The 14,670-nt window shown below is 60.0% G+C and carries 15 protein-coding genes and 2 pseudogenes; 16 read left to right on the forward strand and 1 reads right to left on the reverse strand.

Annotated features, from left to right (window positions below; translation table 11 throughout):
• Positions 1 to 19: 19 nt before the first annotated feature.
• Positions 20 to 727, reverse strand: a complete 708-nt coding sequence (locus XI02_RS06590; protein WP_172648783.1) for a peroxiredoxin-like family protein — start codon at positions 725 to 727, stop codon at positions 20 to 22.
• Positions 728 to 1,035: 308 nt separating this feature from the next.
• Between XI02_RS06590 and XI02_RS46245 the strand changes: the two genes are divergently transcribed.
• The 16 genes and pseudogenes from XI02_RS46245 (at position 1,036) to XI02_RS06665 (ending at position 14,621) form a co-directional block, all read left to right on the forward strand.
• Positions 1,036 to 1,131 (forward strand): hypothetical protein, encoded by a 96-nt coding sequence (locus XI02_RS46245; RefSeq protein WP_371814152.1) that lies wholly within the window; start codon positions 1,036 to 1,038, stop codon positions 1,129 to 1,131.
• 126 nt (positions 1,132 to 1,257) lie between these two features.
• Positions 1,258 to 1,749, forward strand: coding sequence for a cupin domain-containing protein (locus XI02_RS06595; RefSeq protein WP_244980813.1), 492 nt, complete (start codon positions 1,258 to 1,260; stop codon positions 1,747 to 1,749).
• Positions 1,750 to 1,859: 110 nt separating this feature from the next.
• Positions 1,860 to 3,077, forward strand: a complete 1,218-nt coding sequence (locus tag XI02_RS06600) for an MFS transporter (protein ID WP_172648782.1) — start codon at positions 1,860 to 1,862, stop codon at positions 3,075 to 3,077.
• Positions 3,078 to 3,169: 92 nt separating this feature from the next.
• Entirely contained in the window at positions 3,170 to 3,433 is a 264-nt protein-coding gene (locus tag XI02_RS06605; protein WP_194483375.1) for a DUF2798 domain-containing protein, read from the forward strand.
• Between the two features lie 261 nt (positions 3,434 to 3,694).
• Complete coding sequence (locus XI02_RS06610; RefSeq protein WP_172648781.1) at positions 3,695 to 4,264, forward strand: DUF992 domain-containing protein; 570 nt, start codon at positions 3,695 to 3,697, stop codon at positions 4,262 to 4,264.
• Positions 4,265 to 4,761: 497 nt separating this feature from the next.
• Entirely contained in the window at positions 4,762 to 5,247 is a 486-nt protein-coding gene (locus XI02_RS46145) for a helix-turn-helix domain-containing protein (protein ID WP_172648780.1), read from the forward strand.
• Positions 5,248 to 5,305: 58 nt separating this feature from the next.
• A complete protein-coding gene (locus XI02_RS06620) occupies positions 5,306 to 5,608 on the forward strand; it encodes a hypothetical protein (protein WP_194483376.1) in 303 nt (100 codons plus the stop codon).
• A 200-nt stretch (positions 5,609 to 5,808) separates the two neighbouring features.
• Positions 5,809 to 6,744 (forward strand): hypothetical protein, encoded by a 936-nt coding sequence (locus XI02_RS06625; protein ID WP_244980812.1) that lies wholly within the window; start codon positions 5,809 to 5,811, stop codon positions 6,742 to 6,744.
• A gap of 295 nt (positions 6,745 to 7,039) precedes the next feature.
• On the forward strand, positions 7,040 to 7,759 hold the full coding sequence (locus XI02_RS06630; protein WP_244980811.1) for an outer membrane protein: 720 nt from the start codon (positions 7,040 to 7,042) through the stop codon (positions 7,757 to 7,759).
• 230 nt (positions 7,760 to 7,989) lie between these two features.
• On the forward strand, positions 7,990 to 8,298 hold the full coding sequence (locus tag XI02_RS06635) for an HdeA/HdeB family chaperone (RefSeq protein ID WP_244980810.1): 309 nt from the start codon (positions 7,990 to 7,992) through the stop codon (positions 8,296 to 8,298).
• A 213-nt stretch (positions 8,299 to 8,511) separates the two neighbouring features.
• Positions 8,512 to 9,372: an AraC family transcriptional regulator gene (locus XI02_RS06640; protein ID WP_172648778.1), complete on the forward strand. Its 861-nt coding sequence runs from the start codon at positions 8,512 to 8,514 to the stop codon at positions 9,370 to 9,372.
• Between the two features lie 128 nt (positions 9,373 to 9,500).
• The gene (locus XI02_RS06645) at positions 9,501 to 10,247 is read left to right on the forward strand and encodes an outer membrane protein (RefSeq protein ID WP_172648777.1); all 747 of its coding nucleotides are present in this window, start codon (positions 9,501 to 9,503) and stop codon (positions 10,245 to 10,247) included.
• Between the two features lie 87 nt (positions 10,248 to 10,334).
• Positions 10,335 to 10,991, forward strand: coding sequence for a hypothetical protein (locus XI02_RS06650; RefSeq protein WP_244980809.1), 657 nt, complete (start codon positions 10,335 to 10,337; stop codon positions 10,989 to 10,991).
• Between the two features lie 366 nt (positions 10,992 to 11,357).
• Positions 11,358 to 12,780 (forward strand): annotated as a pseudogene (locus tag XI02_RS06655) (DUF1254 domain-containing protein).
• A gap of 245 nt (positions 12,781 to 13,025) precedes the next feature.
• A pseudogene (locus XI02_RS06660) lies at positions 13,026 to 13,336 on the forward strand (transporter); the annotation flags it as partial.
• 175 nt (positions 13,337 to 13,511) lie between these two features.
• On the forward strand, positions 13,512 to 14,621 hold the full coding sequence (locus tag XI02_RS06665; RefSeq protein WP_172648775.1) for an HlyD family secretion protein: 1,110 nt from the start codon (positions 13,512 to 13,514) through the stop codon (positions 14,619 to 14,621).
• Positions 14,622 to 14,670: the final 49 nt, after the last annotated feature.

Consider the following 14,670-nt stretch of genomic DNA (forward strand, 5'->3'; position numbering starts at 1 on the left):
GCGGGTCGCCTTGATGAAGCTACCGCGCATCCTTCAGCGCTGCGAGTAGATCCTCGATCGCCATGCGGCGCCGGAAGTCGGGGTCGACAAAGCGCGTTTTGACCATGCCATCGCGTCCGATCACAAAGGCCGCAGGAATTGGCAACACCCAGCCGTCGTTGCCGTGAAAGCTCGGCATGTCGAGATAAGAGAGAAGCCGCTCAATCTCTGCGCCAAGCCAGATCGCCAGGTTGAGGGACAGCGCATAGCCATTGTCGAGATCGGTCAGCACTGGAAATGGTGCTCCGGCTTCGGACTTGAATTCTGCCGCATATTCCTGTGCTTCTGGCATGATGGCGACGACGTCCGCGCCCAGAGCCGTGATGCGGTCATAGGCCTTGATCGCAGCCCTGACATTGAGTCGGCAATAAGGGCACCAATGGCCGCGGAAAAACATCACGGCCACCGGACCCCGCTCGAGCAGAGACGGCAGACTAACTAGCCGACCGCGTTCGTCCGGTAGTATGAAGGGGGGCATCGGCTCGCCGGGACGCGGCGCGTTTTCCCCGCCGCCATTCTCGTTGACCCGGATAACGAGTCGATCGACGGCTTCGCCATATGCCGGAAAGATTTCCCGGCCGGCTGCCGCATAGGCTTGGAGCTGCTCGTTGAGAGTGCCTTCCATCTCCCGGCAGCGCTGAAATGCGAGCTTGAGCCGCTCGGCGTCGGCTGGGGAAAGCGATGTCATCCCTTGCTCCCTCATGTTTGGCCTTCAGATGGCAATTTCCTGCACGGACCGCCCAAAAGAGGCGCCTTGTCTCTGCCAGGAGCATTGCACAAAGTACGATAGCAGTGGGCTATCGATATCAGAGCACGCCCGCATTTCATGTTGGACGCCCGAGCGGCGATTCTGTCGCGGACAGCCGTCACCCGACAGTAATTTTCTACGTCCCGCTATAACGTACTGCAAATTGGCAAATTCGCTACCTTTCTCTTCCTGATGCTCACCTCGTGGGCCGTGCCGGTGATGAGCTTGTAAACATCTTCGGTCTTGCAATGAATCTCGGCATCCGCGCGAGCGAGCTTCGTGACCACATTCCTGTCTGTCCGACCTTCGCTTCCGACATCAAGCACATGCTCGGCCACGCTTGAGGCGCATAGCCCGCCGCTATCGGTTCAACAGCCAACCGGCATTTCCCGAAGCAAAAGCCTTGCGTGATGCTCTTGACATGCCGGCCAGCCTTTCGGGGCCGCGACATCAAGCAAGGAGATAACGACATGTTCAATGACATCGCAACCTCGCGCAAGATCTGGCAAGCTCTCGGCGTCGCGAGCGCCATTGCCATTTCCCTCGCGACAGCATCTGCGGCCGTCGCCGGCGAATGTCCCGCCGACAGGATGAAAGCCAACGCCCGCTCGATGGTGGACTACAAGCCGGTCGGTGTTACCGACGTGACGCTTGGCTCCATCGATCTCGGCAAGCAACCCGCGCATATCGAGGGCCGCGAACTGCGCTTCCGCAAGCTGACCATCGAGCCCGGTGGCATTGTGCCCTGGCACAGCCATGACGATCGGCCGGCGCTGATCTTTGTCCAGCAGGGCGAGGTCGTCGAATACGCCAGCAACTGCATCGATCCGATCGTGCACAAGGCAGGTGACTTGCGACCGGAGGTCTACGGCACCTCGCATTGGTGGAAGAACCTCGGCAAGGAGACCGTCATTCTCTATGTCGGCGACGTTCGCAAGGATCCGACTGACCACAACATGTAACGAGTGCTCCAGCCCCACGCCTCGTTACCGGATGTGACGACCCGGGAGCCACGTGTCGGCCCCGCACGCCTGGGCGTCACATCCCCCCCTCGATCACAGGAGCTGCGGCGATGACTGATATGCCGATGGAAGTTACAGCAAAACCAACGCAAGAGCACGGTCATTTGCCGGACGTGGCGCTGCGGTCTCTGGTGATCGGCCTCACCGCATTTCTGACCGTCGTCGACCTGTTCGCAACTCAGGCAATTCTACCAGCTCTGACACGGCACTACGGCGTAACGCCTGGTGCGATGGGCTTCGCCGTCAATGCCAGCACGATCGGTATGGCAGTCGCCGGACTGGTGGTAGGATCCTTCAGCCCGCACATTGATCGCAGGACGGGCATTCTGGCCAGCCTGCTCCTGCTCGCGATTCCGACGAGCTTGCTCGCCGTCGCGCCGAACCTTACCGTCTTCACCCTTCTTCGCATCATGCAGGGCCTCTGCATGGCTTCAGCCTTTACGCTCACCCTTGCCTATCTGGGCGAACAGTGCAGCGCAATGGATGCTGGCGGCGCCTTCGCCGCCTATATCACCGGGAACGTCGCAAGCAATTTGATCGGGCGTCTCATCTCGGCGTCTGTGTCCGACAATCTGGGCCTGGCGACGAATTTTTATTTCTTTGCCTTGCTCAATCTCGCAGGCGCGCTGCTGGTCTACTTCACGATCAAGCGGGTCCAGCCCATGCACTCTATCGGCCCAGCACAATCGCCACTTTCGGCAATGATAGGGCATTGGCGCGATCCGGCCCTGCGCGCGGCCTTCGGCCTTGGCTTCTGCATCCTATTCGCTTTCATCGGCACCTTTACCTACGTCAACTTCATCCTGGTCCGTGCCCCGCTGTCGCTCGGCATGATGGGGGTGGGTTTTGTCTATTTCGTATTCCTGCCCTCGATCGTCACGACGCTGCTGGCCGGCAAGGCTGTGACACTCTTCGGCATGCGATTGTCCCTTTGGGGCGGTCTCGCAATCGCTGCGCTAGGCCTGCCACTGATGCTCTCATCGCACCTTGCGGACGTGCTCGCGGGGATGGTGCTGGTCGGGGTCGGCACCTTCTTTGCGCAAGCCTGCGCCACCGGCTTCGTCGGGCAAGCGGCGCAGACAAACCGCGGGGTTGCCAGCGGCACCTACCTTGCCTGCTATTTCTTCGGTGGCCTAGTCGGCAGCGCCGTGCTTGGTCAATTGTTCGATCATTTCGGATGGGTAGCTTGTGTCGCAGGCGTGGGTGTGGCGTTGGCAATAGGGTGCATTTTGACCGCGAGCCTCAGGATCCCGGTGTCTGGTCGATAAGACGAGGCTTCCTTGCGAAATAAAGCCCTGCCTGCCTAGCGTCGGTTCGAGGTCGGCATGACCTTTGCTTCAGTCTTGCCAAAGGCGCTCCAATGCTCGGCATTCCGCGTCGCTACAGCCATTTCGTTTTTGCGGTCATTCAGTCCGGATTGACCTGCTTCGTCGCGGCTGGAATCGCTGGTTTTCCACCTCTCGTGCTTGGCAACTTCTTGCACAATTGGCTGTCATCTTGGCTGATTGCCTGGGCGACAATGTTGCCGATCGTCGTTCTGGCCGCGCCAGCAATTAGATCGCTTGCCTTTGTCCTCACGCGAGAGGAGCGGGCAAACGAGAACTCAGGAGGGTGCGTTTCTTGAGGGCCGTCACCTAACGAAGCTCCGCCACCTGGACTCACGAGCGCTACCAACGTTGCGCCCCGCGAATTGAGAACGATGAGCGATGGCACGATTTGGGCTTGTGCAGCGGAAGGCGTGCCGATCGTCTTCGGGTTTCCGTGCGTAGCACTCTGGGCCAGCGCGCTCCCGGTGTCGAGCAGTAACGTCGCCCGATCAACGCGACAAAAAGGCCTGACGGCGGGTTCGGCTTGCCGATTTTGCATAGCCTCGTCCGCTTTGTACATGCTCCTCTACGAAACGGAACGCGGCTGGGACCAAGCGCCGACCGCGATCAACGAGTTTCTGCGAGATGATCGGGGAAGCGAAATGCGTGCACGAATTTTGGCTGTCCTCTGCGCCCTCAGTGCCTGGTGCGGCTCTGTGTCCTCCGCAGGCGCCCAACAGGCATCGTGGACTCAGATCGGCATGCTGGCTTGCAAGCTCGACCCCAGCGTCGGGTTTGTCATATTCGGCCATCAATCGATGTCATGTCGCTTTACTCAAAACCCGCCATTGCCGATACAACTCTATGAAGGCGCCCTCAATACCGTCGGAATCGATATCGGCGTCTCGGCCGGAGGCGCACTCGCCTGGGCGGTCCTTGCCCCGACGGCAGGCCCTCCGCCCGGAGCTCTCGCCGGCGAATATGTCGGGGCGTCAGGCGACATCGGCCTCGGCCTGGGCGCCGGCGTCAATGTTCTTGTCGGTGGCTCAGGGCGGTCATTTGCGTTGCAGCCCGTTTCGGTAGAGGGCTCGATAGCCGTCAATGTGACCCTCGGCCTTTCCGGGCTCCAACTGCGTCCGATCTATTGACGCGCCGCCGTCGCTGTGGGGAGACCAGATTTCGACAGGAGCGTCGCGGTCGGAGCTCCCTCCTGAATTCAACTTAGGGCCAGCAAAAGTCAGCGCATGGGCGGCTTGCACTGATTGGTCGCGGTAGGCGCGAAAGCGCAAGGCCTCGACGCAGGGAGCGGCCCCGCGTCGTCCCGCAAACGAGCGCCGCCCTAGCATTTTACCAGTATCGAGCTGTGTTTTTCGGCGACAAGGCGGCCCGGAAGAAATGGCGCCGTGTGTCAATGATTGGCGCGAAATGGCAAGACGCTTCGCGCTGAAAGACGCGAGATGCAGAGGTAAAGCCAGACGTTGAGGTCAATCATTATGCACTGCGCTGCGCCTATTGCCATTGCCGCTGCCGATCTGATCTGCACGCCCGCGCGAGGTGGTTCGTCAGGAGACCAAGCAAACGGGCCGCGTTGCCATAGCCTCCTCACGTCAGCGGCCTATTTGATGCAATCGAAAGGCATCGACGAATGATTGGCGGTGCCAGCGATCGATATCGCGTTCTTGTCGCGCGGGCCGAGGCTATCGCTGCGGGGAATGCCGAAGAAATGCCTCGCATTCCCGCGATATGCCACCGGCTCTCGGTGAGCCAGCGTACTCTACGAAAGGCGTTCAGGAGCGTTTACGGCCAATCGCCGTGCCGCCGAATTCGTGTGCTCCGACTGAATCAGGCAAGGCAGGCGCTTCTTGCGGTGGACGGCGAGACAGCAAAGGTGACGGAAATTGCGATCTGCTTCGGTTTTTTCGAGCTTGGACGGTTTTCGGTCGAATATCGCAAGCTGTTCGGCGAGAGCCCTTCGCAGACGCTTCGAGCGGCGGGCCGGGACGGCGAGATGTCGCACGATGGCATAGCTGGACTGCGCAACGCTGGGATCGACTGCCAGAATCCATTGTCGAGGGCTTTCGGAGCGAGCGTGATGGGCGCCGCTCAAGATCTTGATGTCGAAAGCGCTTAGCGGGAGCGGTTGGCTGAGATGAGGCGAGCCCACAGGGAAAACCAATCGGAAGGACGCCGTGTCGATTGATCTGACGAAGGTCTGGTATGTTTCGTTCGAGGTGCCGAAAAGGATTCGCAAGACATCTGCGCAACGACAGCCGAGACAGAGTGAGACCTTTCCGACCGAGCTCGACGCCCAGCGGTTTGCTCGCCGGAAGTTCGAGCAGGGATACATCGTGACCGCGGGCACCATCAACCCCTGCACACCGCGACGGGCGATACCTTCGGCCGTCATTCAGCATTGGCTTGCGGAAGCGTCCGAGCCGCCATCGGTCGGCCCGGCCACATTCGAGGACACCAAGGCGCCGGATCTGCCGTAGGAGCCTGCCGCGATGTAGTGTCCCTGTGCATTGGCAGATTTTGCATAGACGGTTCCGGCGCATTGTCGATATCGTTTCGACGATCTTCTCCCCGAATGTGCTGGGTTTGCTGGACGGCGGATAGTGCGCGAGTTGACTAGTGCCTGGCGCATCACTGCGGTCAGACATCGCCCATAACGATCTCGTTTGAGGAAGGCGTCTTGCAGGTTCCGGCGAAAGTTGGAGCACTGAACGCGCGCAATGACGCACCAGCAGTGGTGCTGGCCGGCTTGATCTGCCTCTCCAGCGGAGTTGCCCGTGCTGGCGACGATGACAGTAATTCATCGACGGGGTTATCGAGCGCGCCGAACGTCTACCTCGACGTGAGAGCCACCTACGGGAGGGTGCCCGCCGGTGCGCTCGCGATCGGCTTCGGCAATTCGTCATTTCTCGCGGCGTTGCAATCCGGCGCCATCTCGAATGCCGGCAGCCTGGCGGCAATTGCGGGCGGTGCGACGCTGCCGGCCGCCCAGAGCGCCGTGGTCGATCTTCCCATGACGATCGACGTGAGCGATAACGTCTCGCTCTATGCCGGCGTGTCAGCCAGCTCGACCAGCACTCCGATGACCGGCTGGTCGTCAGTGGCGATCACAAGCTGGAATCTTGGATTTCAGGCCGACCTCTACAATCAGAACGGCGGCTCGATTCCGACCTTGAGCTGGCAATCGACCATTACCCAGGCGATTCCGAACGGACCGTTTGCTACCACGACATTTACAAACATTTTCGAATTCGACTATGCGTTTGACCAGGACGAGACTCGCGGGTTACTCGCGGGCGTGCAGGACACACGGGTAGTCATCGGCAGTCCGCTCGCGACGATCCATCCCGATGTCATGGGCTATGTCGGCGGCTACTACCAATGGCCGAACAATTGGAAGTTTACGGGCCGCGCGGGTGTGCAGGTCTTCGGCGGCGCTCAGTTGTTGGGCCGCGCGTCGGTCCCCTCCTTCACCCAGCCGATCCTGCGACTAGACCTTGACCGGATGGACGATAACGACAACCGCCTGTTTGGCGTAACCGCGCAGATCATGTGGGTGCCAAAGCCTGCCTACCAGATCACGCTCAGGACGCCGCTCTATTTTGCACGCAATTAGGCTTCCGGTCACCACGACGGTGTTTCGGCAAGGTTGAACCGGGCCAGGAGCGGCCGGTCGCCGCTCGGCATCACCGAATTGTCAGAATTTGCATATTCGTCAACCTGCTCGCCTGACACCGAAGACCTTTTGCAAAGGTCCTGTGGTCAACACCGACTGCGCGCCGATGCTTCCGCTGCGGCAACTTGGCCACAGTCGGGAAAACAGAACGCGCGCGTCAGATTCTGCATAGTGGGTTGCGCGCATTCGATGCGATCACCGCTGCACGATTTTCTTCAATCAATCAGGTGCGGCAATGAATAAGATTGGAAGGTTTGGAATTGCGATCGCGACTTCGCTGATGATGGGCGGCTACGCGGCCGCCGCGGATTTGCCGGCGTCGCCCGCCTACAAGGCGCAGGCTCCCGTTGCCGCCGTCTACAACTGGACGGGATTCTATATCGGCGGCAACGCCGGGTACGGTTGGGGCAACCAGGACCCGATGGTGCTGTTCGCCAACAGGTTCGATCGAACCGGTTTTGACATCAGTGGCGGCATGATCGGCGGCACGCTTGGTGCGCAGATTCAGCAGGGATATGTCGTGATCGGCCTGGAAGGTGATCTGGACTGGGCCAACATCAAGGGCTCGTCCGTCGTAACGCCGAGCATTCTCGGCATCGGGCAGGGCGTCACGCTGAATACGTCGTCGAGCATTAGCGCGCTGGCGACGGTGAGGGCGCGGGTCGGTATCGCCATGAACAACGTGCTGATCTATGCCACCGGCGGCGGAGCTTTCGTCAAGTCGACCGCCAGCGCATCGACCGTCGCTGGCGTACCCTGCGGCACACTCGGCGTCCTGCCGGATTGTTCGGGCTCGTCGTGGCGTCCGGGCATCTCAGCGGGTCTCGGCGTGGAATACGGCTTCACACCGAACTGGTCCGTGAAGGCCGAGTATCTCTGCACCAAAGTGGTCGGCACCGGAGTCAGCACGGATGAATTGAATGTCGTGCGTGGCGGCATCAACTACCGGTTCTGAACAAGGGACATCGATCACATATTCGGTCCTGTTCGACGGACGATGCGCCGCCTCGACCGTCCGATAGGACTGTCTTGCTCCTGATCGTGCATCCGAGCCGATGCTTTCAGCCGGATGCCGGTCGTCCGCCTCTGAAAGTCGTCAGTAATCTCCCCTCATCCAAATCATTTCAAATGGGATACCCAATGCGTTCGAAACTGCTGCTTTCCGTAGCTTTGCTGGTTGCCACAATGGTTTCTGCCAGGGCCCAGACTCCGCTGTCGGCCTATGTCGACGCGAATGGCTTCATCGATGTCCAGAAGCTGACCTGCGCGCAGCTCGCCGGGACCTACCAGGAGGACGCCGATGCGCTGACGGCCTGGTACAGCGGCTGGTACAACGGCCTTGCCAAGAAGCATTTCCTCGACCTGCGCAAGGGCAAGCTCGTGGAGCACGAAGTCATCGTCTACTGCAAGGCAAATCCCGAAAAACGCATCATCGATGCCATTGCCGTCGTGTTCAAAGCGGAGCGGGAGATGATGGGCATCCAGATGAAGTAGATTGTCTGAGAGCGGATCGGTCGCCCGCTACCGACCGATCCGCTGTGCGCGGTCTTTTCAAAAGCGGCATAGCTTGTTCTATTTTTCGCTTGAAGTGCCGCTTAGACGGGCGGGATTTTTTGAAAATTGAATGATTTCGGGCAATACACCGACGCCGTTAGAGGCGCGAGGGTGACATTTCTGAAATCCGCTCCGTCCTCTCACGATTGGGGAGTGAAGTCTCTCGCATTGAATCGCACGATCCTTCAATTCGGCGCCGACGGCGGCCCCGGGATTGCGCATGGCGTCACTGATCCGAATTTTACGACGTTGATCATCCAGTCGTCCAACTTCGACGATCGCGTCGTGCTCGATGGTGCGCCATGCCAGGCATCTGACCTGGTCATTTTCCCTCCGAACTGTCACTTCACCTTTGTTCGCTCCGGTCATGTCGAATGGGTGGCGTGGTCGCTGCCGAAGGAGGAGAGTATCTCGAGGAAGATGCTCCCTGTAGCCACGACTCAAGCTTCGCCGAAGACCGCCAAGCATCTCGTCCGGTTGCCAGAGCCGATCAAATCGAGTCTGATCGAGGTGTCGAGGCAGGCTCTGCGTTCCATCTCCGATCCCACCGACCAGCCTATGATGGCCCGGCAGGCAGAGCACGCCCTGATGGATCAACTGGCTTGCATCCGGGACAGGAGCCTGAGCGAAACCTTCCTACCCAACAAGTACACCCTCTCGTACGAGCGAATCGTTCTGGAAGCGCTCGAGTTCGTTGGGACAAGGTCGGAAAGCATCGTCCATATCAAGGACATCGTGAAAGCGACCAAGGTGGAATACCGCACCTTGCTGCGCGCCTTCGAGCGCTATCTCGGCTTCTCGCCAAAGCACTATCTGAGGCTGCGGCAGTTGAACCTGGTTTATCATGAGATCAGTCGCGACAACGGTGCATCGGTCAGAGTCGTCGATATCCTATCGGCCCATGGCGTCACCGAGTTCGGCAGATTTGCTGGCCACTACCGGTCGCTGTTCGGCGAACTGCCATCCGAGACATATCGCCGGTCTCGCGCCTTGATGTCCGGCAACGCGCCGTAACCTCGGAGTGGGGTTTTGGTGCAACACCGCGAAGAATTGGTCGGCAGTGACAGTTTCTGCATACCGACTGGGACAAGGTCGATGGCAAGTGACTCATGTGTTTCCACATTCGACGAGGCTCGCAGGCGATGAAGAAAATCAACTTACTTACCGCAGTGGCGGTAATGTCCGTTTCGTTGACGGGTATTGCAAAGGCCGCCGACCTTCCACCGCGGCCGACGTACAAGGCGGCGCCGATCGCGGCGCCGATGATGTACAACTGGTCCGGCTTCTATCTGGGCATGAACGGCGGATATGGCTGGAGCAACCAGTGCATCGATCTCACCGCAATCAATGGAATTGGCCGCATATTCGCGGAAGGCTGCAATAGCAAAGGCGGCGGCATCATCGGCGGTCAGCTTGGCTATCGCTGGCAGGCCGGACAATTGGTGTACGGTCTGGAAGCGCAGGGTGATTGGGCCAACATCCGCAACACGCGCATTAGTGCGCAAGATCCGACCCGAACCTACAAGTCGACCCTTTCAGGCCTGGGCCTCTTCACGGCTCAACTAGGCTACGCGGCCAACGAGGCCTTGTTCTACGTCAAGGGTGGCGGCGCGGTTGGTAGCCAGGACTTTGCCATCATCGACAACGTAACCGGCACGGGCCTCGCCTTTGCGAACCGGACCCGCTGGGGTGGCGTCGTGGGTGTCGGCTTTGAGTACGGCTTCTCTCCGAATTGGACGGCCGGCATCGAGTACGACTATCTGTGGCGGGTGAACGAGAGCAACACGTTGCCGACGCCATCGCTTGGGCGCATCACGTCGATCACCACCAACACCAAAACGGACGCGAGCCTTCTCGCGCTCCGCCTTAACTACAAGTTCGGTTACTAATGAAGAAAGGAGGTCGGCCAATTCGGCCGGCCTCCATTCGTTTCCTTCTTGCCTGGGCCTAGGTAGTCCATGATTTCGGAGTTGATCATGCTGTCGAATACGATGCGCGCGATTGCTTTTCTCGGTGCTTTGACGGTCACAAACATGGCCTTGGCGCAAGACGCGGCGCCCCACGCGCAGCTGAAGATGATCGGGGCCACCAAACCCCAGGTCGTTCCATCGCTGATCGTCTTCAACTCCAGGGGAGCGAACGTGGAGCCCGGCAAGCTGGTCCTCACCGGCGTCGCGCCAAATGCGATCATATTTGCGGATCGGCCGGTTCGCTCGGCTGGTCACGATCTGACCAGCCATATCGTGGAAGACTGGGGAACCGGAAGCGACAATTTCGCAAAGAATCCGCCCAACGCCACAGTGTCCGTATTCCAGAAGGACGGCAACACTGTGCGCGATGTCGTTGTCACGCTGAAGAATCCCAAGCTCGAAGGCGACAACCTTGCCTTCGATGTCGATATTCTCGAGGGTGACATCAAGGGCGCCGAAGGGCCTGCCTCTGTCTTTATCGACATCATCGGCCTTCCGTTTACGCCGCTTTCATTCGCGGGCGTTGCGCGACGCACCGCCTACCGAGGAGCGTATTACGCTGGAGCCGCCGCGGCGGCTGGCGCTGCGGCCGCTTACGTCTACCACCCGTATTACTATCGGCCGCCGGCTTGCGGATACTATCCCTATCCGCCATGCTACTAGCGGGACTGCGCGGAGTGCGGCCTGGCGTTCTTGCGCCGAGGCCAGCCGCCACGCCCGACGCTGGACGATTCTGTCGGCGGTGGTGGCGAAGCGCCCGGATTGAGGACCGCTAGCGCGCGCAATCAGGGGGCTATGCAATTTCGTGCAGAGGCCGCCGCCCGAGTTGAAAGGCTCGGCAGATCACAAGCCGGATGCGGCTGGAGGCAGCTGCTTCGGCAGCGCGGCTGCAGATTGCCGAATCTGCATAGCGGACGGCCGCGTTTTCGCTAGGTTGGCAAGCGGACGTAAGGACGCTTGGCGTGTCAGCCCCGTCCACCACGGAAACGGAGTATTTTGATGCAAAAGCGATCGATCCAGAGCCCGTACATGCTGACGAAGCGCGATTTACTGAGATCTGCCGCGCTGGCGAGCGTCGCCGCTGCCGGTGTCAAATCGAGCCAGGCCTGGGCCCAGTGGTCCGAACGTCCGGGCTTCTTCAAGGCCAAGGACATTGCAGAGGCTGGCTTCATCTATGGCCTGCCGATGGTGATGGCCTATGGCGTCATGAATCAGTACGCGGTCGACAAGTCGTCGGGCCAGTACAAGGCGCCGTTCAATACGCTCTTCAACGAGGCGCGCGTCTTCACATATGAAGATACCGCCGTCATCACGCCCAACAGCGACACGCCGTATTCGTTCGCATGGCTGGACCTGCGGGCCGAGCCCATTGTCTTTTCCGTGCCGGCGATCGATCCCAAGCGCTACTATGCGCTGCAGCTGAACGACCTTAATACGTATAATTTTGGTTATGTCGGCACCCGCGCCACCGGCAGTGATGCCGGAAGCTATATGGTCGTCGGCCCGCGATGGACCGGCGTGACGCCGGCGGGCATCAAGAAGGTGTTCCGGTCGACCACTGATTTCTGCCTGGCACTTTTCCGGACGCAGCTGTTCGACCCGGCCGATATCGAGGCCGTCAAAAAGGTTCAGGCCGGCTACAAGGCACAGCCGCTCTCCAGCTTCCTGAACCAACCCCCGCCCGCGCCCGCACCGGCGCTTTCATTCCCCAAATTCGAGAAGGATCTCGTCCGTACCGAGTTCTTCGAATACCTGGATTTCGCGCTTCAGTTCGCGCCGGCGCTGCCAGAGGATCGCTGGATCCGCGAGCAACTGGCGCGGATCGGTGTGGGGCCCCTTCCGCAGCCTGTCGCTGGAGGACAAAGCCGAGATCCTGCTCGGCATGAAGGAAGGCGAGCGCAAGGTCACCGAGGCCGTAGCAACCCTCGGCAAGGATATCAACGGCTGGCGCGTCGGCGCGTCGTTCGGCGATGCCGCATTCTTTCATGGCGATTGGCTCCTGCGCGCGGCAGCAGCGAAGGCGGGCATCTATGGCAACGACGCGGTGGAGGCAATGTACCCTCTGGGCAAAGTGGACGCCGATGGCAAAGAGCTCGACTGCTCGAAGTCGAACTACATGCTTACGTTCCCTGCAGAGCAACTGCCGCCGGTCAATGCGTTCTGGTCGGTCACGATGTATGACGGCAAGACGCAGCTGTTGGTGAAGAACCCGATCAATCGCTACCTGATCAACTCGCCGATGCTGCCGCACATGAAGCGCGGCTCCGACGGTTCGCTGACGATCTACGTCCAGAACAAGTCTCCAGGAGCGGACAAGGAGGCAAACTGGCTGCCGGCGCCGGACGGTCCGATCTATGTGGCGATGCGGCTGTATTGGCCGAAAACCACCCCGCCATCGATTCTGCCGGCTGGCGAGGGGACGTGGAAGCCGCCCGGCTTCAAGAAGGCATAGCGCCTTGGGGTGAAAGCAATGGCGACCTCGAGCTCTGGAAGTTTCAGGAGAATTTGAGGTCGTAATTCCGATCGCTGGTCGAGGCGCCGATCCCTGCTGGCGCCAGCGACACTGCTTCTGTCAAAGAAATACCGAGCGCGTCGCGACTTGCCGATTTTGCATAGACCGGTGCCGGAGCTGCCTTAATCTAGGGTTGTTGGTGAGACGCGCTGCGGGTTGGGGAGCATCGGATGCAGTGCCTGCAAGGGTTCACCTACAATTTCAAGAATCCGGACACGCAGTATCGGAGCGGAATTGATTTTGATTTCGACTGGGGCGTATCGCAATTTCGCTCAAAGCAGCTTTTTGTGGGTCTTGTTGGATATGCCTATCAGCAGATCACCGCTGATTCCGGACAACTTCCTATTCTAGGGTCTTTCGAGTCGCGCGTTCTCGGTGTCGGTCCTCAGATCGGTTATCTATTTCCGGTCGGAGGCATGCAGGGATAACGTTTTCGATTTCGCAGGCGCCTCCGGCAAGCACGGTCACGCCGACCCGTCACCTCGTGGCGAAATAAGAATCACTCCCACCAAGTGCCCTTGGTTGACAGCGGCAGAACAAGGCTCGCGCCTGGCGTTGCCGAAACTGCATAGCGTTCCGGCCGCGCTCGTTGGAAGGTCTAGTCGGTCATGCTGGTCGGCTGGCCGCGACCGTCGTCGCCTGGAGTTCGGCGGTCTCCGGAGATATGAGTCATGCTGATCATCCTGACCCTTTACATCGTCCTGGTTTGGCTGCTCTTCACAAAGTTCAAGCTCGTGAAATGGGGGTGGGGTTCGGGCGCCGTCACGGTGCTGCTCGGCGCGTTCATCCTTTCCGTGTTCCTTGCGATGTTCAACTATCTGACTCCGTCGGGAAGCTTTGTCGTGATTTCCCGCGTCATGGAGGTCGCGCCCAACGTTGCCGGCGAGGTGATCGAAATTCCGGTCAAGCCGAACGAACCGGTGACGGCCGGCGCGGTGCTGTTTCGCATCGATCCGGCGCCGTTCCGGTACAAGGTCAACCAGCTCGAGGCATCGCTCGCCCAGGCGCGCCAGCAGGTCAAGCAGCTGAAGGCCAGTTACGAGCAGGCGACGGCGAATGTCGACGGGCTGACCAAGCAGCTCGCCTTTCACACCCAGCGGCTCGCCGACTACCGAAAGCTCGTCAGCGAGGACGCGCAGGCTGTGTTTAAATTGCAAGACGTCCAGGCGCAGTACGACACGGTCGAATTCCAGCTCCAAGCGGCCAAGGCCACCCAGCTGAGCGCACAATTGGCGATGGAATCGGAAATCGGCGGTGTCAACACGAGCGTGGCGCAGATCCTGGCCCAGCTCGACCATGCCAAATGGGAGCTCGAGCAGACGACGATCCGTGCGGTGGGCGATGGCGTCGTCACCATCATGGCGCTGTCCGTCGGCGACCGTGCCATGCCGGCGCGATCGGTGATGTCGTTCATCGTCGCAGACGATGTCGTCATCACCGGCATGTTCGCGCCGAACGGATTTAGAACCATCAAGCCCGGCGCGCAGGTCAAGCTCGTCTTCGACGACGACCCCGGCCACATCCACGAAGCGACGGTCATGGCTATTCCCCAAGGCGTGGGGCAGGGCCAGATCGCGGTCTCAGCTACGCTGGCGCGGGTCGGCTCGATCGGGGGCGCGAAGGTTTATCCGGCTGCTATTTCGATCCCGAAGACCATCGACCGTAGCCAACTCCGGCTCGGAATGCCGGGCACCGCCACTGTGTTCGCAGACAACGCCGGCGTCATCGGCCTGCTGATGTCGATCCTGGTCTGGATCGGCTCGTATACGGCATATTTGTAGACGCCTTCCGTTTCACTTTCGGCTCCAATTGGTAGCCCATCCAGGTATC

Source organism: Bradyrhizobium sp. CCBAU 21365, assembly GCF_015291305.1.
GTDB lineage: Bacteria > Pseudomonadota > Alphaproteobacteria > Rhizobiales > Xanthobacteraceae > Bradyrhizobium > Bradyrhizobium elkanii.

Excerpts from the sequence above, each read along its gene's own strand:
- XI02_RS06590 (WP_172648783.1), bottom strand. The coding sequence starts at position 727 with ATGACATCGCTTTCCCCAGCCGACGCCGAGCGGCTCAAGCTCGCATTT.
- XI02_RS46245 (WP_371814152.1), top strand. The coding sequence starts at position 1,036 with ATGAATCTCGGCATCCGCGCGAGCGAGCTTCGTGACCACATTCCTGTC.
- XI02_RS06595 (WP_244980813.1), top strand. The coding sequence starts at position 1,258 with ATGTTCAATGACATCGCAACCTCGCGCAAGATCTGGCAAGCTCTCGGC.
- XI02_RS06600 (WP_172648782.1), top strand. The coding sequence starts at position 1,860 with ATGACTGATATGCCGATGGAAGTTACAGCAAAACCAACGCAAGAGCAC.
- XI02_RS06605 (WP_194483375.1), top strand. The coding sequence starts at position 3,170 with ATGCTCGGCATTCCGCGTCGCTACAGCCATTTCGTTTTTGCGGTCATT.
- XI02_RS06610 (WP_172648781.1), top strand. The coding sequence starts at position 3,695 with ATGCTCCTCTACGAAACGGAACGCGGCTGGGACCAAGCGCCGACCGCG.
- XI02_RS46145 (WP_172648780.1), top strand. The coding sequence starts at position 4,762 with ATGATTGGCGGTGCCAGCGATCGATATCGCGTTCTTGTCGCGCGGGCC.
- XI02_RS06630 (WP_244980811.1), top strand. The coding sequence starts at position 7,040 with ATGAATAAGATTGGAAGGTTTGGAATTGCGATCGCGACTTCGCTGATG.
- XI02_RS06635 (WP_244980810.1), top strand. The coding sequence starts at position 7,990 with ATGGTTTCTGCCAGGGCCCAGACTCCGCTGTCGGCCTATGTCGACGCG.
- XI02_RS06645 (WP_172648777.1), top strand. The coding sequence starts at position 9,501 with ATGAAGAAAATCAACTTACTTACCGCAGTGGCGGTAATGTCCGTTTCG.
- XI02_RS06650 (WP_244980809.1), top strand. The coding sequence starts at position 10,335 with ATGCTGTCGAATACGATGCGCGCGATTGCTTTTCTCGGTGCTTTGACG.
- XI02_RS06665 (WP_172648775.1), top strand. The coding sequence starts at position 13,512 with ATGCTGATCATCCTGACCCTTTACATCGTCCTGGTTTGGCTGCTCTTC.